The following is a 17453-nucleotide window of genomic DNA, read 5'->3' as shown; positions in this document are numbered from 1 at the left end:
CATGAGCCCACGGCAAAAGGTCCTGATCGTCGATGATGAGCCGGATATCCGCGAACTCCTGGAAATCACTCTGGGCCGGATGAAACTCGACACCCAGAGCGCCCGCAATGTCGGCGAAGCCCGGGAAAAACTCGCCCGGGACCACTTCGACCTGTGCCTGACGGACATGCGCCTGCCGGATGGCACCGGCCTGGAACTGGTACAGCACATCCAGCAGCGCCACCCCCAGGTGCCGGTGGCGATGATCACCGCCTACGGCAACCTCGATACCGCCATCAACGCACTCAAGTCCGGCGCCTTCGACTTCCTCACCAAGCCGGTGGACCTGGCCCGCCTGCGGGAACTGGTGGCCAGTGCCCTGCGGCTGCCGGTGGCCGGGCAAAAGCCGACGACCATCGACACCCGTCTTCTGGGCGACTCGCTGCCCATGCGTGCCCTGCGCAAGCAGATCGACAAGCTGGCCCGCAGCCAGGCGCCGGTGTACATCAGCGGCGAATCAGGCAGCGGCAAGGAACTGGTGGCGCGCCTGATCCACGAGCAGGGCCCGCGTGCCGAACGACCGTTCGTGCCGGTCAACTGCGGGGCGATTCCTTCGGAACTGATGGAAAGCGAATTCTTCGGTCACCGCAAGGGCAGCTTCAGCGGTGCGGTCGAGGACAAACCCGGACTGTTCCAGGCGGCCAACGGCGGCACGCTGTTCCTCGACGAGGTGGCGGACCTGCCGCTGGCCATGCAGGTCAAGCTGCTGCGGGCGATCCAGGAGAAGGCCGTACGCAGCATCGGCGGGCAGCAGGAGGAAGTGGTTGATGTGCGCATCCTCTGCGCCACCCACAAGGACCTGAACGCCGAAGTCGCTGCCGAGCGCTTTCGCCAGGATCTGTACTACCGACTGAATGTCATCGAACTGCGCGTCCCGGCCCTGCGTGAGCGCCGGGACGATATCGAGCCACTGGCGGCCAATGTGCTCCAGCGCCTGGCCTCCGGCAGCGGCCAGCCGGCCGCCAGGCTGCACCCGCAGGCGCTGGAAACGCTCAAGGGCTACCGCTTCCCCGGCAACGTGCGGGAACTGGAGAACATGCTCGAACGGGCCTACACCCTCTGCGAAAACGACCAGATCGAAGCCAGCGACCTGCGCCTGGCGGAATCCCCAGGCAACACGGCCGAGGCCGGCGAACCGAGCCTGGCGCAGATCGACAACCTTGAGGACTACCTGGAGAGCGTCGAACGCAAGCTGATCCTCCAGGCCCTGGAGGAGACCCGCTGGAACCGCACGGCGGCGGCCCAGCGCCTGAGCCTGTCATTTCGTTCGATGCGCTATCGCCTGAAGAAACTGGGGCTGGACTGACGCCTCGCCCATTCGCGGCGGGCCGGCGTCCCGATCCCTACAGAAGGCGCTCCGCAGGGGCATATGGCGCCGGATCAATGATCGGCTCGCGCCCCAGCAGCAGGTCGGCAAACAGTTGACAGGACGCCGGCGCCAACACCAGGCCATTGCGATAGTGCCCACAGTTGAGCCAGAGCCCCTCGAAACCGGGCACCGGCCCGATAAAGGGAATGCCCTCCGGCGACCCTGGCCGCAACCCGGCCCAGTGGGCAACCGGCTCCATACCCGCCAGCGCCGGAATCAACTCCACCGCCGACGCCTTCAGGCTGTCCAGCGCGGACAAGGTCGGCGTCTTGTCGAACCCTTCGTGCTCCAGGGTGCTGCCGATCAGAATATGCCCGTCACGCCGCGGGATCGCATAACGCCCCTTGGCCAGGATCATGCTGGGCAGGAAGTCCGCGGCACACTTGTAGAGGATCATCTGGCCCTTGACCGGCTCGACCGGCAGTTCCAGCCCCAGGTTCTTCAACAGCTCGCCACTCCAGGCACCGGCGGCCAGGACCACCTGCTCGGCATGCAGCTCACCCAGCGACGTGTGCACGCCGATCACTTTCTCGCCGTCGCGAATGAAGTCGCGGGCTTCGCAATGCTCATGGATCGTGACGTTGGGCAACGCCTGCAAGGCCGCCTTGAGCGACTTCACCAGCCGCGGGTTACGCACGTTGGCGACATGGGCCATATGGATCGCCCGGGAGTAGCCCTCCCCCATCACCGGTACCGCATCGCGAACCGCCGAGATGTCGACGCGGCTCAATGGACGTTGCTCACGCTCGGCCCAGGCCAGGGCTTCGGCCTCATCATCGAGGTCCAGCCAGTAAAGGCCGGTGACATGGACCTGCGGGTCGACCCCGGTACTGGCGAACAACCGCTCGCCCAGCTGTGGATAAAAATCCTGCGACCAATGGGCCAGGGCCGTGACGGCCGCACTGTAGCGCCACGGGTACAACGGCGAGACGATCCCACCGCCGGCCCAGGAAGACTCCTGGCCCAGGCCTGCGCGATCGAGCAGCACCACCCGATCGACACTCGCCGCCAGATTGAAGGCGGTCAACAAGCCGATCACCCCGCCCCCCACGATTATCACTTGCTGCTGCCTGCTCATCTCTTGATCCAAACCTGTGGGGAGCGCGCCCAGTCGCCCCCTGAAAAACAATCAGCGCCCCCAACAGTCCTTTGTCGTCACACCTGAGCTGGCGCCCGGGTTGCTACGTGCCCCCGTCTGGGTAATCGTGAAGCCGCCACACTTGTCACCCACCATCATCGAACCTGCCGACGCCGTCGCCGTCAGGGTGAAATCCTGGGCGTTCAAGGTAGACGCAATCGAGTAGTAGCTGTTCCCGGTGGAGACTACGGCATTCGTATAAAAACCGTTCCTCGAATAGTAACGCTCCAGATTCTGCGCCTGCTCCGAGAGCAGTCCGGCAATCTCCGTACGGTGGGTACGCTTGGAGTACTCGATGTAACTGGGATACGCCACCGCCGCAAGGATACCGACAATGGCCACGACAATCATGAGTTCGATCAAGGTGAAGCCTTTGGCTGCCTGCTTCATACACGCTCTTCCCTATTGGATTTGTCGCCACATGATCCGTCGACTGCCGCCACCGCCCTTTTCCGCCATGGAGGTGGTGCCGCCGCTGGAGTCACTGAAGATTTTGGTCTGGGCCCCACTGCCCCCCATGATGCCGGTCAGATTCGGGATGGAGGAAAAGTTGAACCCGCTCGAACGCAGGTCGCTGCTGTTGACGACCCCGTCGCCATTGGTGTCGAGCACCGCGTAGCTGAGCATTTTCCCGGTGAACGCATCGAGCTCCACCACCCGACCGGTACCGAAGCTGGCACAGGGATCGGTGGTATCGACGGCGGCGGTGGTGAAGACGACTCGCCCCAGGGGCGTACGCGCCGGATAGATCACCCGCTCGCCGGTGGCCACATTGTTGTAGATCAGCGGCAGGTACCAGCCGCTCTGTGCCGGATAAACCACCGGGTTCTCGCTGGTGGTGATGAACTGGGTGCCATTGGAGGTGAATACCCCGGTAATCGACTGGGCCACCAGGCTGCTGACGGTAATCCTGCCCGCCCCACCATCGGCATCCCATATCCCGTAGAAAGCCTGCAGGTCCTTGCTCAACTTGTCTGCGGTCTCATTGAACTTCCCGGTACCGAAAAACACCATCTTGCCGTTGAGCGGATGGTCGACCAGCAGCGGCTGCGCGGTGATCGGCTGGGTGGCGCCACCGGGCGCGGTAAACAGCGGCGAGCCAGCAAAGGCCAGCCCCCAGCTATTGATCGCGGTGGAACTCAGGTCGAACTTCCACATACGCCCCTTGAGATCACCGCCATACGCGGCCTGGACCACATTCTGGGCATTCACTTTCAGCTTCACCGAGGACAGGCCATTGGTGGTTTCGCTGCTGTCGACCACGATTTTCCTGATCAGCGAACCGTCGCGGATATCGACGATGTACAACGCCGCGACACCGGAGTTGCTGCCATAGCCGTTGGCGATGAACGCCGCCCAGCGGCCATCGGGCAATCGGGCGACTTCGGGCTTGGCGTAGGCGTATCCGATATCGTTCAACGGGTTGCTGGTATCCGCCGTATCGGGGGCGCGCAATTCCCAAAGGGCGTTGTAGGCGTTGCCCAGCGTGGCATCGAACAACTGCACGGCAAAGAATGCCTTGCCACCTGCCCCCACCCCACCCAGCGCCACGGTCTTCCAGGCGTTGTTGTTGAACTGCGCATCGAATACGCCGACCTGACCGTCATTGAGGAATTTGTGGCTGGTGCCGTTGATGTAGGCCGGGTCGGCAATGAAATGCAGCGATGGCAGCACACTGCTGGGCATGTAGGCGTACACCCGGGCACCGCTGCTCGAATTGATCACGCTCATGAAGCCATCGTTGCCATTGACCACCAGGTTGCTGTTCATCCCGGTGGCCTTGGTGCTCAGGTAGGCGCTGTAGCTGCTGTCGCCCACCAGGTCGGAAGCGGTCTGCTCCGTGGGCGAGGCCACCACCAGGGGCGAGTTGATGATATCGCCGAGCAGCCTCGTACGTGTCTTCAGCCCGGTCTTGTTGGTGCCCTTGCTCCATTCCACCAGGTCGTTGCCGACGATCCCGGTCGGCAGGCCCTGGTTGAGCGCAGCGCGTTGCGTCGTGGAAAAGTTGTTGAACGCCAGGGCAACCACCGCATTGCTCGTGGTATTCCATGACTGATACAGGGGCGCGGTGGAACTGGTCCGGATGGTGGTGTCGGTGCTCCAGTTCAGCAAGGCGGTATTGACCGTGCCATTGCTGTTGAAACCGTACGACTTGATCGTACCGCGCCAATCCGCCGGGTCGTAGCCGGTCTGGAAGTAACTGGCGCTCGTGGAAGCGGTACCGGCAATGGCCGAACCACCACCACCGGAACCGGCCTTGGAGGTGATGTCGCTGAAGGCGGCGGACAGCGCGGTGCTCAAGCCGGCGCTGTCGATCGCCTGGTAGTACCTGCCCTGCCCATAGTTGGCGGCATCGGAGAGCATCTGGTTGGACGCCGTGAACCCTACCGTGTAGGTGCTCATGTTCTGTTTCGGAAAATCGGCGCTGTCCCAGCTCTTGCCCGCGGCATCGGTTCCGGATGAACGCATGTCGATGTCATAGGCAAACTTGGCAATATCATCGAGGTACAGGCTGTCGCCCTCGCCATCCCCGCCCGTGGGGTTGTCACCATCGTTGTTTTTCCCGTCCCAGTTGGGCAACCTGTTCGTCCCCTGGGCCAGGGGATCATTCGACGGAAACGTCCGGTCGTAGGTCGGCAACCCGTCGGTTATCACCACGCCGTAGTTCTTCTGGCAGCGGTACTGGATAGGGCTGGTGTAGGTGCTCGGCGAGGCGTTGTAGTAAGGCGCCATGCCACGAAAGTAGCGAGTGATCTCGTAGTAGGTTTCCGCCAGCGGCGTATTGGCAATCGCGCTCAGGCCATTGATGGAGCTGATCAACGAGTTGTAGTTGGTGTTCGCCTGGGTCTGGGTCACCGAGCCACTGACGGGTGACAGGTCAGCGACCGAACGGACGATATAGCCGCCAGGACCGGGATCGCCGAAGGACGGTGGATTGAAGGTCGCCAGGCCGATGCGCAGCGAACGGTTCTGCGTCACCAGGGTCTTGGAGACCTCCCGCGCGACGTTGATGCGATAGTCGTTGGGTACCAGCGTACCGGTGGTGAAGTCGGTGTTCACCCCGTTGGCCTTCCTCAGCAGATAGGCCAGGTAGGCCGTCGAATAGCGGGTATTGCCGCCCCCCACAGGATCAGGCAGGCGCAGGCAGATGGGCGACTGCAGCAGCCCCCTGTAGAAGCCATACCAGTTGCCGCTCAGGGAGCAGCCGCCCCGATAGAGGTTGCCAACGAAGATATTGGTATCGTCAGCGTCCAGCGTTTGCGCGCCAAGACACAGGAAGTCCGAGTTGCAGTTCGCGACACTCCCCCAGTTCGCATTGGGGTCGAAGTCGGTCGCCCAGATGATGCTGTTCATACTGCCGGAGTCGTCGACCAGCAACATGACGTTGGGAGCAACGGCTGCCGCGCTCAGCAGAGGAGCGTCCGCAGGGGTAAAGGCGTAGGCCGGCGCACCGAGATACAGCCCCAGCAAGGCCCCCGCCGCCACTCTCAGGCAATGCCGGGCCCAACTGTCGCGAGGTCTAGTACTTGGCATAGATGCTCTCCAGAACCGTACGCGAATTGCCCGAAATGGCGACTGCGGTGATGCGATACAGGGTCGCGGAAGTGTTGCTCGGCAGGCCGACCGCCGTCATCGAGGTTCCGATGTTCTGTACCCCATAGAAGCCGCTGCCCGCCGCCACCCAGATCACCCCCGATGTGGGGTCCGTCTGCGCCGCCACCAGGGTCGCGGACTCGGGGGTGGCGCACAGCGGACGACCGTGGTGCAGACCGCCAGCGAGTAATTGCTCTGCTGAACCGCATTCTCGCCCATCCGCAGGACGGCCTCGGCGGTCTGGAAGGAGGTGTTGCGCAGAGTCACGCTACCGGCCATTTTTTCCTGCAACGTCGCACTTTGCATGGAGGAAATGCCGATCAGGGTCAACAGCAGGAGAAACACCAGGCTGACCAGCAACGCCATGCCGCCCTGCTGTCCGCGGCATCTATGGGTTGGGTCTTGCCGTGAGAGATTCATGCTCGCACCTACTGAAGCCGGTTTCGCAAGGCGGCCACCGCCGTGAAGGTCTGGTTTCTGACCCGATTGCTCGGGTCGGAGAGGGTGATGCTCAGCCGAACGCTGCGGATGGTGGCCGGATCGCTGGGGTTGCTGTTGTAATTGAGCACGGCGGTGTCGGTGGCATTGGCGGCCACACCGAACTTCACGTCGAAGGCCGCGACATTGTTGACCAACGCCGCCCCCGTGCCGGTCCCCGTCCCTGCCAGCAGCAATAACTGGTTGCCGGCATAGGTGTAGGTCAGCTTACGAATGGGGAACGCCTGCTGCCCACTGGGTGCCACCGCTGCTCCGGTGTAGGCCGTGGCGGTGGTGCGACAATCGGACGTGATCGTCCAGGTGGGTACGCCGCCCCCGGTGCCAATATCAGCCGTTACCAGAACCAGCGACTTGTTGGCATTGTTCCAGGAGATCGGGGTAGCGGCATTCGTGGCAAAGGTGGCGGGGTTGCTCCCATCGACGATCGCCGCGGTGGTGAGGCAGCCGAACATCCCGACCATGCGGATTTCCTGAATCATCTTGCTCAGGATGAAACGCGCATCCTCCTGCATCCCGGCTGCCGCGTTCTGGCTGGCGTAGGTGTTCCTGGCGGAGAGGAATATCTGGGTGATACCTGCCACGATCACCAGGCCGAGAACGAGGGCGATCATCAGCTCGACCAGGCCAAAGCCCCTGGGCAGCCTTTTCATGGCGTCACCACGGGGTCGGTGGCCACCCGGCTGGTCAGGACAAAGGTGCGGGTCGGCGCACTCGCCGTCGTCGCGTCATCGGCGCGCTTGTCGCCCCAGCCAATGGTGATGGTCACTACCCGGTTGTTGACCGCAATGCTGCCACTGCCATCCGTCGCGGCAAAGTTGTTGATGTTGTTCTTGAAATCGTAGAGGTCGGCATCCCGGGCCGCGGTGGAACCCGCCGTTGCCGTGATGCCCTGCAGGTTGCTCACGGCGTAGTTCGCGTCGGGATTCGCGCGGATACGGTCGAGCATGTCATAGGCGATGAAACTGGCCTGGCTGGTCATCATCGAGCTGTCGGTGTACTTCAGCGCGTTGAGCTGGATGGCCGCCGCGCCCAGCAGGCCGACAGCGAGAATCAGCAGCGACACCATGACCTCGATCAGGGTCAGGCCAGCCTGCCTTGCACCAATGGTTCCTGGCATCAGCAACTCCCCAGGACGATCTTGCCGTTCAGGCAGACATTCACGGTTCGGGTCTGTGCGCCGAGGGTGTAGACAAAGGTCGCGGCTGCGGACACCCCGCCCAGGTTGTTGAAATCCAGGCTGTTGACCCCGGCCGTCACGTTCAGCGTAGCCCCACTGCTCATCAGCGGAATCACCTGGTAGTAGTTGGTACGGCCTGCCGCATCATCAGCCACCGACATCACCACCAGTTCGCTGGTCCACGCGCTGTTGAGTACCCTGGGGCGGATACGCGTGCTGATCCCCCGGTCGATCGCCTCCAGGCGCGCGTAACTGAGCCCCCGCATCAGATCGTTGACCTCGGTATCGGCCTTGGATCGGTCGACGGAGCTCTTATAGGATGGCAACGCAATCGCCGCGAGAATCGCGAAGACCACAACAGCTACCATCAGCTCGACCAGCGTAAATCCCTTGTTACCACTGTCCATGGCGCACCTCTCGAGTACCTGGACTATAACTGGCTCTACAACCTGGAACATTCGTCGCCGGGACGTACGGTTGTTTTCTCGGGATCAACGCGAAGTCTGTCACCCCGGCCTCTCCAAGGAGGGAGAGTTCATGCATCAACGAGGCTTGAGCCTGGTGGAGCTATTGGCCGTACTGGTGGTTATCGCCGTCCTGGCAAGGCTGGCGGGGCCGTCATTCGGCGAATGGCTCGCCTCACAACGTCGTCAACTGTCCGCCGAACAGCTCGCCCTCGGCCTGCAAACGGCCCGCACCGAGGCGATCCTGCGCAACCAGGCCGTGGTCATCCACGCACTGAACGATGACTGGAGCCAGGGCTGGCGCATCATTCTCGACCTGAGCGGCCAGGGGCCTGAAGACGGGAGCAATCCAACCCTGATCGAACGACAGGACAGCAGCGCCGGACCGATTGTCGGCAATCAGCACGTAAGAAGTTTTGTTCGATTCTCATCGATCGGTGCGCCGACCAACGACGGCGTGGCAGGCGGCACCCTGCACATCTGCGCCAGGGACAAGCCCCTGAGCCAGCACCGCGTGGTGCTCGCCAGGACAGGTCGGGTCAGGCTCGAAACAGGTGAGAAGCAGGAGGCGCTCTGCGGCGCCTCCGACTCAGGGGAGCGTGCGAACGCGTAGTTCCTTGGGCATGGAGAAGGTGATGTTCTCCTCGCGGCCGGCCAGCTCATCGGCACCGGTCGCGCCCCAGGCCTGAAGCTGCTGGATCACGCCGCGTACCAGCACTTCGGGGGCCGACGCGCCGGCGGTGATGCCGATCCGCTCGACACCGTCGAACCAGCTGCGCTGCATGTCCTCGGCACCGTCGATCAGGTAGGCCGGGGTGGACATGCGCTCGGCCAGCTCACGCAGGCGATTGGAGTTGGAACTGTTCGGGCTGCCCACCACCAGCACCACATCGCACTCGTCGGCCAATTGCTTGACCGCATCCTGGCGGTTCTGCGTGGCGTAGCAGATGTCGTCCTTGCGTGGCCCGCCGATGGCCGGAAAACGCGTGCGCAGGGCATCGATGACCCGACTGGTGTCGTCCATCGACAGGGTGGTCTGGGTCACGAAGGCCAGTTTGTCGGGATTGCGGACCTGCAGCGCGGCGACGTCCTTCTCGTCCTCCACCAGGTAGATCGCACCACCGTTGCTGGCGTCGTACTGGCCCATGGTGCCTTCCACTTCCGGGTGCCCGGCATGGCCGATGAGGATGCATTCACGACCGTCGCGGCTGTAGCGCGCCACCTCGATATGCACCTTGGTCACCAGCGGACAGGTGGCATCGAAGACCTTCAGGCCACGCCCGGCCGCTTCGCTGCGCACGGCCTGGGAAACGCCATGGGCACTGAAGATGACGATGACGTCGTCCGGCACCTGGTCCAGCTCTTCGACGAAGATGGCACCACGGGCGCGCAGGTCTTCGACGACGAATTTGTTATGCACCACTTCGTGACGCACATAGATCGGCGGACCGAAGACCTCCAGGGCCCGGTTGACGATTTCGATCGCCCGGTCCACACCGGCGCAGAAGCCACGGGGGTTGGCGAGTTTGATTTGCATGCTGTGCCTCGTGTCTTGCGCGCAAGGGTTGGATCATTCCGACCGGTTGCACGGTCGGTCGCCGGCAAGCCGGCCTTTACAGGATAGTGCTTCAGGACAGCGCCTTGACCTCGATGATCTCCACCTCGAAGGTCAGCACCTTGCCGGCCAGCGGGTGGTTGAAGTCGACGGTGACCTGGGCGTCATCGAACGCCTTCACCACACCCGGCAGCTCGGTATTGGCGGCATCGTTGAAGATCACCAGCAGGCCTTCCGACAGTTCCATATCCTGGAACTGCGAGCGTGGCATGATCTGCACGTTCTGTGGGTTGGGCTGACCAAAGGCATTTTCCACCGGGATGGTCAGGCTGCGCTTGTCGCCAGCCTTGAAGCCGAACAGCGCGGCCTCGAAACCGGGCAACAGGCTGCCATCACCGACCTTGAAGGTCGCCGGCGCCTTGTCGAAGGTGCTGTCGACCGTGTCGCCGTTCTCCAGGCGCAAGGCGAAATGCAGGGTGACCTGGGTGTTCTGACCGATCCGTTGCTCAGCCACTGCGTGTTCAGTCATGAACGGGTTCTCCGGACTTTTTGCTCTTGAACATGTCCAGCGCCAGCATCACCGCGCCCACGGTAATGGCGCTGTCGGCAAAGTTGAACGCCGGGAAGTACCAGCGGTTCTGCCAGTGCACGAGAATGAAGTCGATGACATGGCCCAGTGCCATGCGATCGTAGAGGTTGCCCAGCGCCCCACCCAGCACGAGCGACAGGGCGATGGCCAGCCAGGTCTCGTTGCGCCCCAGGCGCTTGAGCCAGACCACCAGCACCGCACTGACCACCACCGCGATCAGGGCGAACAGCCAGCGCTGCCAGCCGGAACTCTCGGCCAGGAAGCTGAAGGCCGCGCCGGTGTTGTACGCCAGGGTCCAGCTGAAGTAGTCGGGAATGATCACGATCTGCTGGTACAGGGTCAGCGAGCTTTCGAAGTGGAACTTGCTGGCCTGGTCGATGACCAGCACCAGCAGGCTCAACCACAGCCAGCCCAGGCGGCCGAAACGGCCGGCACTGGCATTAGGCATAGTGACGCACCTCGCCTTCGCCACTGATGTTGTCGACGCAACGGCCGCAGATTTCCGGATGCTCCGGGTTCACCCCGACATCCTCGCGGCAGTGCCAGCAACGGGCGCACTTGGCGTGGCCGGACTTGACCACCTTGAGCTTCAGGCCCGGCACCTCGGTGACCACCGCATCCGCCGGGGCCAGCGCCAGGGGCGCGACCGTCGCGGTGGAGGTGATCAGCACGAAGCGCAGTTCGTTGCTCAGCTTGTCCAGGTCGGCGACCAGTGCCTCTTCGGCGAACAGGGTCACTTCGGCCTGCAGGTTGCCGCCCACCGCCTTCGCGGCGCGCTGCACTTCCAGTTCCTTGTTGACCGCGACCTTGACCGCCATGATCCGCTCCCAGTAGTCGCGACCCAGCTCGAAGCCTTCCGGCAGTTCGCTGAGGCCTTCGTACCAGGTGTTGAGCATGACCGATTCGTTGCGCTCGCCCGGCAGGTACTGCCACAGCTCGTCGGCGGTGAACGCCAGGATCGGCGCGATCCAGCGCACCAGCGCCTCGGAGATGTGGAACAGCGCGGTCTGGCAGGAGCGCCGGGCCTTGCTGTTGGCGCCGGTGGTGTACTGGCGGTCCTTGATGATGTCGAGGTAGAAACCGCCCAGCTCCTGCACACAGAAGTTGTGCACCTTGGAGTAGACGTTCCAGAAGCGGTACTCACCGTAGTGCACTTCCAGCTCGCGCTGCAGCAGCAGGGTGCGGTCCACGGCCCAGCGATCCAGGGCGAGCATTTCCTCGGCCGGGACGATATCGGTGGCCGGGTTGAAGCCGCTCAGGTTGGAGAGCAGGAACCGTGCGGTGTTGCGGATACGCCGGTAGGCGTCGGCGCTGCGCTGCAGGATCTGGTCGGAGACGGCCATCTCGCCCGAATAGTCGGTCGAGGCGACCCACAGGCGCATGATGTCGGCCCCCAGGGTGTCGTTGACCTTCTGCGGCGCGATCACGTTGCCCAGGGACTTGGACATCTTGCGGCCGGCCTCGTCGACGGTAAAGCCGTGGGTCAGCAGCTCGCGGTACGGCGCATGGTTGTCAATGGCGCAGCCGGTCAGCAGGGACGAGTGGAACCAGCCACGGTGCTGGTCCGAACCTTCCAGGTAGAGGTCGGCACGCGGGCCCTTCTCGTGGCCGACCGGATGCGAACCGCGCAGTACGTGCCAGTGGGTGGTGCCCGAGTCGAACCAGACGTCGAGGGTGTCGCTGATCTTGTCGTATTGCGCAGCCTCGTCACCGAGCAGCTCGGCGGCATCCAGCTTGAACCAGGCCTCGATACCCTCTTTCTCGACGCGCTGGGCCACCTGCTCCATCAGTTCGACGGTGCGCGGGTGCAGCTCGCCGCTTTCCTTGTTCAGGAAGAACGGGATCGGTACGCCCCAGTTGCGCTGGCGGGAGATGCACCAGTCCGGACGGTTGGCGATCATCGAGTGCAGGCGCGCCTGGCCCCAGGCCGGAACGAACTGGGTGTCCTCGATGGCCTTGAGCGAACGCTCGCGCAGGGTGTCGCCAGAGGCCGGCGCCTTGTCCATGCCAATGAACCACTGCGCGGTGGCGCGGTAGATCAGCGGGGTCTTGTGGCGCCAGCAGTGCATGTAGCTGTGGCTGATGGTCTCGGTGTGCAGCAGCGCACCGACTTCGGCGAGTTTTTCGACGATGGCCGGGTTGGCCTTGAAGATGAACTGGCCGCCGAAGAACTCCAGGGACTCGACATACACACCGTTGCTCTGCACCGGGGTGAGGATGTCATCGTTGGACATCCCGTAATGCTTGCAGCTCTTGAAGTCGTCCTCGCCGTAGGCCGGGGCGGAGTGAACCACGCCGGTACCGGCACCCAGCTCGACATACTCGGCCAGATACAGAGGCGACAGGCGATCATAGAACGGATGACGGAAATTGATCAGTTCCAGGGCCTGGCCCTTGGCAACCGCCACCACCGAACCCTCCAGCTTGTAACGCGCCAGGCAGGACTCGACCAGTTCCTCGGCCAGCACCAGCAGGCGGTCACCGACATCCACCAGCGCGTAGTTGAACTCCGGATGGACGTTCAGCGCCTGGTTGGCCGGGATGGTCCACGGGGTGGTGGTCCAGATCACGATCGAAGTCGGCTTGCCCAGCGACGGCAGGCCGAACGCGGCGGCCAGCTTGTCCTGGTCGGCGATCGGGAAGGCCACGTCGATGGTCTGGGACTTCTTGTCCTGGTATTCGACTTCGGCTTCGGCCAGGGCCGAACCGCAATCGAAGCACCAGTTCACCGGCTTGAGGCCCTTGAACACGAAGCCGCCCTTGACGATTTCGGCCAGGGCGCGGATTTCACCGGCCTCGTTCTTGAAGTCCATGGTCTTGTAGGGGTTGGCGAAGTCGCCCAGCACGCCCAGGCGGATGAACTCGGACTTCTGCCCCTCGATCTGCTCGCTGGCATAGGCGCGGCACAGTTCGCGGGTCTTGTCCGCGCCCAGGTTCTTGCCGTGGGTCACTTCGACCTTGTGTTCGATCGGCAGGCCATGGCAGTCCCAACCCGGCACATAGGGGGCATCGAAGCCGGCCAGGGTCTTGGAGCGGACGATCATGTCCTTGAGAATCTTGTTCAGCGCGTGACCGATGTGAATCGTGCCGTTGGCGTAGGGAGGACCGTCGTGAAGGATGAACTTCGGACGATCCTTGCCAATCTCGCGCAACTTCCCGTACAGGCCAATGCTGTCCCAGCGCTGCAGAATCTGAGGTTCGCGCTGTGGCAGGCCGGCCTTCATCGGGAAGGCGGTGTCCGGGAGGTTAAGCGTGGCTTTGTAGTCGGTCATTTCAGGCTCTTTGTAAGCGGTGAACCCTGCCAGTGGGCACGGGCGGCGGCGACGTCCGCATTGATCGCCGTCTTGAGCGCCTCCAGGGAGGCGAATCGCTGCTCATCGCGCAGCTTGTGGTGGAAAACCACCGTCAAACGCCGGTTATACAGATCACCGGCAAAATCCAGCAGATGCACTTCCAGGTGGGCATTGCCATCACCTGCTACCGTAGGCCGCACGCCGATATTGGCGACACCCGGCCACGGCTGGCCGTCGATCTCGACACTGGCCAGGTAGACCCCGGTCAATGGCACGCGACGGCGCTTGAGCTGTACGTTGGCCGTTGGCGTGCCCAGTTGGCGCGCCAGTTTCTGCCCATGCAGCACCCGCCCGGCGATCCGGAACGGACGCCCCAGCAGGCGCTCGGCCAAGGGGAAATCGGCCGCCGCCAGGGCATTACGCACCTGGGTGCTGCTGACCCGCAGGCCATCGAGTTCGACGGTCTGTGCCGCCTCGACGGTAAAGCCACTGGCCTTGCCGGCCTGCAGCAGGAAATCGAAATCACCGGCACGGTCGCAGCCGAAACGGAAGTCGTCACCGACTTCCAGGTGCTGTACGCCCAGGCCTTCGACCAGGATGGTGTCGACGAACTCGGCGGCGCTGAGCTTGCTCAGGCGCTGGTTGAACGCCAGGCACAGTACCCGGTCGACGCCTTCGGCAGCCAGCAGCTGCAGCTTGTCGCGCAAGCGCGCCAGGCGCGCCGGCGCCGTCTGCGGGGCAAAGAACTCGCGCGGTTGCGGTTCGAAAATCACCACGCAGCTGGGCACCCCCAGCTCCCGCGCACGCTCGCGCAGCCGGGCCAGGATAGCCTGGTGACCACGATGAACACCGTCAAAGTTGCCAATGGTGGCGACACAGCCCCGGTGCCGGGGACGCAGGTTGTGGAGGCCTCGAACCAGCTGCATAACGCGCTTCTTGCTCATAAAGTGGCCGATTATAACCATACCCGGCCGAGCTTAGTACCCGTCATGCGTCGACATCCGTTGCGCCGGTTACATCAACGATTTGCGGTTGAAGTGGCGCAGGCGCAGCCCCATCAGCAGCAGCATGCCGAAGTAGGCCACCACACCGGCCACCACCAGCGCCCCCAGGCGCAGGAAGCGCTCGAACATATGCCCCTGGTCCCACGCCGGCATGACGTGCATCAGCCCCAACAGCACCGCCGACATCACGCCAACGGCAACCACCAGTTTCAACAGGTACAGCCCCCAGCCCGCCTGGGCGACGAACAGTTTCTGCCGGCGCAACTGCCAGAACAGCAGACCGGCATTGAGGCAGGCGCCACCACTGATGGCCAGCGCCAGCCCGGCATGGGCCAACGGGCCGACCAGGGCCAGGTTGAGCAATTGGGTGACCGTCAGGGTAAAGATCGCGATCTTCACCGGCGTGCGAATGTTCTGCTGGGCATAAAAGCCCGGCGCCAGCACCTTGATCATGATGATCCCCAGCAGGCCGACCGAGTAGGCGATCAGCGCCCGCTGGGTCATGGACGCATCGAAGGCGCTGAACTGGCCGTACTGGAACAGCGACACCGTCAGCGGCTCGGAAAGGATCGCCAGCGCCAGCGAGCACGGCAGCACCAGCACGAAACACAGGCGCAGGCCCCAGTCGAGAATCCGCGAATACTCGTGGCGATCCTTGTTGGCGTAGGTCTTGGACAGGATCGGCAACAGGATGGTGCCCAGCGCCACACCCAGCACACCGGAGGGCAGTTCCATGAGGCGGTCGGCGTAATACATCCAGGATACCGACCCCGCCACCAGGAACGAGGCGAAGATCGTATTGATGATCAGCGAAATCTGGCTGACCGACACCCCGAGGATCGCCGGCAGCATCTGCTTCATCACTCGCCACACACCGCTGTCGCGCAGGTTGATGCGCGGCAGCACCAGCATGCCGATCTTCTTCAGGTGCGGCAGTTGGTAGAGCAACTGGGCCAGGCCACCCGCCAGTACCGCCCAGCCCAGCGCCATCACCGGCGGGTCGAAGTAGGGAGTCAGGAACAGGGCAAAGATGATCATGCTGATATTCAGCAGCGTCGGCACGAACGCCGGGACCGAGAAACGGTTCCAGGTGTTGAGGATCGCCCCGGCCAGGGACGATAGCGAGATCAGCAATATATAAGGAAAGGTCACCCGCAACAGGTCGGAGGTCAGCCTGAACTTCTCCGGCGTATCGGCAAAGCCGGGCGCGGTCGCCCAGATCACCCACGGCGCGGCGAGCATGCCCAGCGCCGTCACCAGGGCCAGTACCAGGGTCAGCAGGCCGCTGACATAGGCGATGAAGGTCCGGGTCGCCTCCTCGCCCTTCTGGCTCTTGTACTCGGCGAGGATCGGCACGAACGCCTGGGAAAAGGCCCCTTCGGCGAAAATCCGTCGCAGCAGGTTGGGCAGCTTGAAGGCGATGAAGAAGGCGTCGGTCGCCATCCCCGCGCCAAAGGCCCGGGCGAGGATGGTGTCGCGAACGAAGCCCAGCACCCGGGAAAGCATCGTGATGGAACTGACGGCAGCCAACGACTTGAGCAGATTCATTGAAAAATTGTGCGCCCTGGAATGAAGAGGCAGGCGAATATGGCGCCCGGCTGTGCGATACTCCGCGCCGCAACAGCACAGAGCCAAAGCTCGCGAGTTTACAGGTCGTACGCCGGAAAGAAACATCCGAAGCGCCACATCGACCACTCGGCGGAGCGCGTCGTTCGCCCTTGACAAGCCTTCAACTCATCGGCATGATTCGCGGCCTATTTTGTTTGCTATTCCCTAAAAAGTCTTTCGAGGAGCTCGACGGTGGCCAACTCACCTTCCGCCAAAAAACGTGCTAAACAGGCTGAGAAGCGTCGCAGCCACAACGCCAGCCTGCGTTCCATGGTTCGTACCTACATCAAGAACGTAGTGAAAGCCATCGACGCAAAAGACGCCGCTAAAGCACAAGCCGCCTACGTTCTGGCAGTGCCTGTTATCGACCGCATGGCCGACAAGGGCATCATCCACAAGAACAAGGCCGCTCGTCACAAGAGCCGTCTGAATGGCCACATCAAGGCCCTGGCTGTTGCTGCCTAAGCGACCAGCCTGCTGAAAAACCGACCCAAGGGTCGGTTTTTTATTGCCCGCAATTCAAGAACCACACCCCCTGCAGGAGCAGGGCCTACCCGCGAAAGCGCCCTCTCCGGCAACGCACGGCTCAAGAATCCCGCGGGCAAGCCCGCCCCTTAGAAGGCGCGGCACAGCAAGGCCACGCCAACCCGGCACCCTACCGATTCGGCCACGGCAGAATCGGAATCGCCGTCACCGCATTCTGCGGACTTCCTTCGATCACACGATCGCTGTAGACCAGATACACCAGGGTATTACGCTTCTTGTCGAGGAAGCGCACCACCTGCATGGTCTTGAACACCAGCGACGTGCGCTCCTTGAATACCTCCTCGCCATCCTTGAGCTCACCACTGAAGCGGATCGGCCCAACCTGGCGACAGGCGATCGAAGCCTCGGCACGATCTTCCGCCAGCCCCAGGCCGCCCTTCAGGCCACCGGTCTTGGCCCGCGACAGATAACAGGTCACACCCTCGACCCTGGGGTCATCGAACGCCTCGACCACGATCCGGTCATTCGGCCCGACGAACTTGAACACCGTCGACACCTGACCGATCTCCTCGGCCGACGCCAGCAGCGGCAACGCCAGGAGCAACCCGAACAATCCCTTTGCCAAACCCATGAGCACTC

Annotated in this window: 16 protein-coding genes and 1 pseudogene; 3 read left to right on the top strand and 14 right to left on the bottom strand. The window is 63.1% G+C overall.

The features are described from left to right. The first annotated feature begins 1 nt into the window (after position 1). Positions 2-1345, top strand: coding sequence for a sigma-54-dependent transcriptional regulator (locus ACZ5KU_RS04170; RefSeq protein WP_416771728.1), 1344 nt, complete (start codon positions 2-4; stop codon positions 1343-1345). Positions 1346-1382: 37 nt separating this feature from the next. Here ACZ5KU_RS04170 and thiO read toward each other — a convergent pair whose 3' ends face one another. The 7 genes and pseudogenes from thiO to ACZ5KU_RS04135 form a co-directional block, all read right to left on the bottom strand. Then, a complete protein-coding gene (gene thiO, locus ACZ5KU_RS04165; RefSeq protein ID WP_054059026.1) occupies positions 1383-2486 on the bottom strand; it encodes a glycine oxidase ThiO in 1104 nt (367 codons plus the stop codon). A gap of 51 nt (positions 2487-2537) precedes the next feature. Further along, positions 2538-2936, bottom strand: coding sequence for a type IV pilin protein (locus ACZ5KU_RS04160; RefSeq protein ID WP_054059027.1), 399 nt, complete (start codon positions 2934-2936; stop codon positions 2538-2540). A gap of 12 nt (positions 2937-2948) precedes the next feature. Further along, complete coding sequence (locus ACZ5KU_RS04155) at positions 2949-6080, bottom strand: pilus assembly protein (RefSeq protein WP_464736856.1); 3132 nt, start codon at positions 6078-6080, stop codon at positions 2949-2951. Further along, positions 6067-6560: pseudogene (locus ACZ5KU_RS04150) on the bottom strand (pilus assembly PilX family protein). The gene ACZ5KU_RS04155 and the pseudogene ACZ5KU_RS04150 overlap by 14 nt, the downstream one beginning before the upstream one ends. Before the next feature lie 8 nt (positions 6561-6568). Then, positions 6569-7288 (bottom strand): PilW family protein, encoded by a 720-nt coding sequence (locus ACZ5KU_RS04145; RefSeq protein WP_416771723.1) that lies wholly within the window; start codon positions 7286-7288, stop codon positions 6569-6571. Beyond that, positions 7285-7755, bottom strand: coding sequence for a type IV pilus modification protein PilV (pilV, locus tag ACZ5KU_RS04140; RefSeq protein WP_054059031.1), 471 nt, complete (start codon positions 7753-7755; stop codon positions 7285-7287). The genes ACZ5KU_RS04145 and pilV overlap by 4 nt, the downstream gene beginning before the upstream one ends. Beyond that, positions 7755-8222 (bottom strand): GspH/FimT family pseudopilin, encoded by a 468-nt coding sequence (locus ACZ5KU_RS04135; RefSeq protein ID WP_273824795.1) that lies wholly within the window; start codon positions 8220-8222, stop codon positions 7755-7757. The genes pilV and ACZ5KU_RS04135 overlap by 1 nt, the downstream gene beginning before the upstream one ends. A gap of 130 nt (positions 8223-8352) precedes the next feature. Between ACZ5KU_RS04135 and ACZ5KU_RS04130 the strand changes: the two genes are divergently transcribed. Beyond that, a complete protein-coding gene (locus ACZ5KU_RS04130) occupies positions 8353-8892 on the top strand; it encodes a GspH/FimT family pseudopilin (protein WP_464736855.1) in 540 nt (179 codons plus the stop codon). Here ACZ5KU_RS04130 and ispH read toward each other — a convergent pair. The 6 genes from ispH to murJ all read right to left on the bottom strand — a co-directional run bounded on the left by ispH (position 8869) and on the right by murJ (position 16268). Further along, positions 8869-9816, bottom strand: coding sequence for a 4-hydroxy-3-methylbut-2-enyl diphosphate reductase (ispH, locus tag ACZ5KU_RS04125; RefSeq protein ID WP_054059034.1), 948 nt, complete (start codon positions 9814-9816; stop codon positions 8869-8871). The genes ACZ5KU_RS04130 and ispH overlap by 24 nt on opposite strands. A gap of 91 nt (positions 9817-9907) precedes the next feature. Next, positions 9908-10348: an FKBP-type peptidyl-prolyl cis-trans isomerase gene (gene fkpB / locus ACZ5KU_RS04120; RefSeq protein WP_192842728.1), complete on the bottom strand. Its 441-nt coding sequence runs from the start codon at positions 10346-10348 to the stop codon at positions 9908-9910. Positions 10349-10355: 7 nt separating this feature from the next. Continuing rightward, on the bottom strand, positions 10356-10871 hold the full coding sequence (lspA, locus tag ACZ5KU_RS04115) for a signal peptidase II (RefSeq protein ID WP_054059036.1): 516 nt from the start codon (positions 10869-10871) through the stop codon (positions 10356-10358). Then, positions 10864-13695: an isoleucine--tRNA ligase gene (gene ileS / locus ACZ5KU_RS04110; RefSeq protein WP_416771718.1), complete on the bottom strand. Its 2832-nt coding sequence runs from the start codon at positions 13693-13695 to the stop codon at positions 10864-10866. The genes lspA and ileS overlap by 8 nt, the downstream gene beginning before the upstream one ends. Continuing rightward, positions 13692-14642 (bottom strand): bifunctional riboflavin kinase/FAD synthetase, encoded by a 951-nt coding sequence (gene ribF / locus ACZ5KU_RS04105; RefSeq protein ID WP_054059038.1) that lies wholly within the window; start codon positions 14640-14642, stop codon positions 13692-13694. The genes ileS and ribF overlap by 4 nt, the downstream gene beginning before the upstream one ends. 87 nt (positions 14643-14729) lie before the next feature. After that, the gene (murJ, locus tag ACZ5KU_RS04100; RefSeq protein ID WP_464736854.1) at positions 14730-16268 is read right to left on the bottom strand and encodes a murein biosynthesis integral membrane protein MurJ; all 1539 of its coding nucleotides are present in this window, start codon (positions 16266-16268) and stop codon (positions 14730-14732) included. A gap of 252 nt (positions 16269-16520) precedes the next feature. Between murJ and rpsT the strand changes: the two genes are divergently transcribed. Beyond that, entirely contained in the window at positions 16521-16793 is a 273-nt protein-coding gene (rpsT, locus tag ACZ5KU_RS04095; RefSeq protein ID WP_010451812.1) for a 30S ribosomal protein S20, read from the top strand. Between the two features lie 190 nt (positions 16794-16983). Here the strand turns inward: rpsT and ACZ5KU_RS04090 are convergent, their stop codons facing one another. Continuing rightward, entirely contained in the window at positions 16984-17445 is a 462-nt protein-coding gene (locus tag ACZ5KU_RS04090; RefSeq protein WP_054059040.1) for a CreA family protein, read from the bottom strand. Positions 17446-17453: the final 8 nt, after the last annotated feature.

The sequence above is a fragment of the Pseudomonas sp. Tof1 genome, from assembly GCF_055390395.1.
The sequence above is the reverse complement of the archived record's forward strand: the minus strand, read 5'-3'. Positions and strand labels throughout refer to the sequence as shown.

What these genes read in the sequence shown, in the direction of transcription:
- ACZ5KU_RS04170 (WP_416771728.1), top strand. Translation starts at nt 2, where the DNA reads ATGAGCCCACGGCAAAAGGTCCTGATCGTCGATGATGAGCCGGATATC.
- thiO (WP_054059026.1), bottom strand. Translation starts at nt 2,486, where the DNA reads ATGAGCAGGCAGCAGCAAGTGATAATCGTGGGGGGCGGGGTGATCGGC.
- ACZ5KU_RS04160 (WP_054059027.1), bottom strand. Translation starts at nt 2,936, where the DNA reads ATGAAGCAGGCAGCCAAAGGCTTCACCTTGATCGAACTCATGATTGTC.
- ACZ5KU_RS04155 (WP_464736856.1), bottom strand. Translation starts at nt 6,080, where the DNA reads ATGCCAAGTACTAGACCTCGCGACAGTTGGGCCCGGCATTGCCTGAGA.
- ACZ5KU_RS04145 (WP_416771723.1), bottom strand. Translation starts at nt 7,288, where the DNA reads ATGAAAAGGCTGCCCAGGGGCTTTGGCCTGGTCGAGCTGATGATCGCC.
- pilV (WP_054059031.1), bottom strand. Translation starts at nt 7,755, where the DNA reads ATGCCAGGAACCATTGGTGCAAGGCAGGCTGGCCTGACCCTGATCGAG.
- ACZ5KU_RS04135 (WP_273824795.1), bottom strand. Translation starts at nt 8,222, where the DNA reads ATGGACAGTGGTAACAAGGGATTTACGCTGGTCGAGCTGATGGTAGCT.
- ACZ5KU_RS04130 (WP_464736855.1), top strand. Translation starts at nt 8,353, where the DNA reads ATGCATCAACGAGGCTTGAGCCTGGTGGAGCTATTGGCCGTACTGGTG.
- ispH (WP_054059034.1), bottom strand. Translation starts at nt 9,816, where the DNA reads ATGCAAATCAAACTCGCCAACCCCCGTGGCTTCTGCGCCGGTGTGGAC.
- lspA (WP_054059036.1), bottom strand. Translation starts at nt 10,871, where the DNA reads ATGCCTAATGCCAGTGCCGGCCGTTTCGGCCGCCTGGGCTGGCTGTGG.
- ileS (WP_416771718.1), bottom strand. Translation starts at nt 13,695, where the DNA reads ATGACCGACTACAAAGCCACGCTTAACCTCCCGGACACCGCCTTCCCG.
- ribF (WP_054059038.1), bottom strand. Translation starts at nt 14,642, where the DNA reads ATGCAGCTGGTTCGAGGCCTCCACAACCTGCGTCCCCGGCACCGGGGC.
- murJ (WP_464736854.1), bottom strand. Translation starts at nt 16,268, where the DNA reads ATGAATCTGCTCAAGTCGTTGGCTGCCGTCAGTTCCATCACGATGCTT.
- ACZ5KU_RS04090 (WP_054059040.1), bottom strand. Translation starts at nt 17,445, where the DNA reads ATGGGTTTGGCAAAGGGATTGTTCGGGTTGCTCCTGGCGTTGCCGCTG.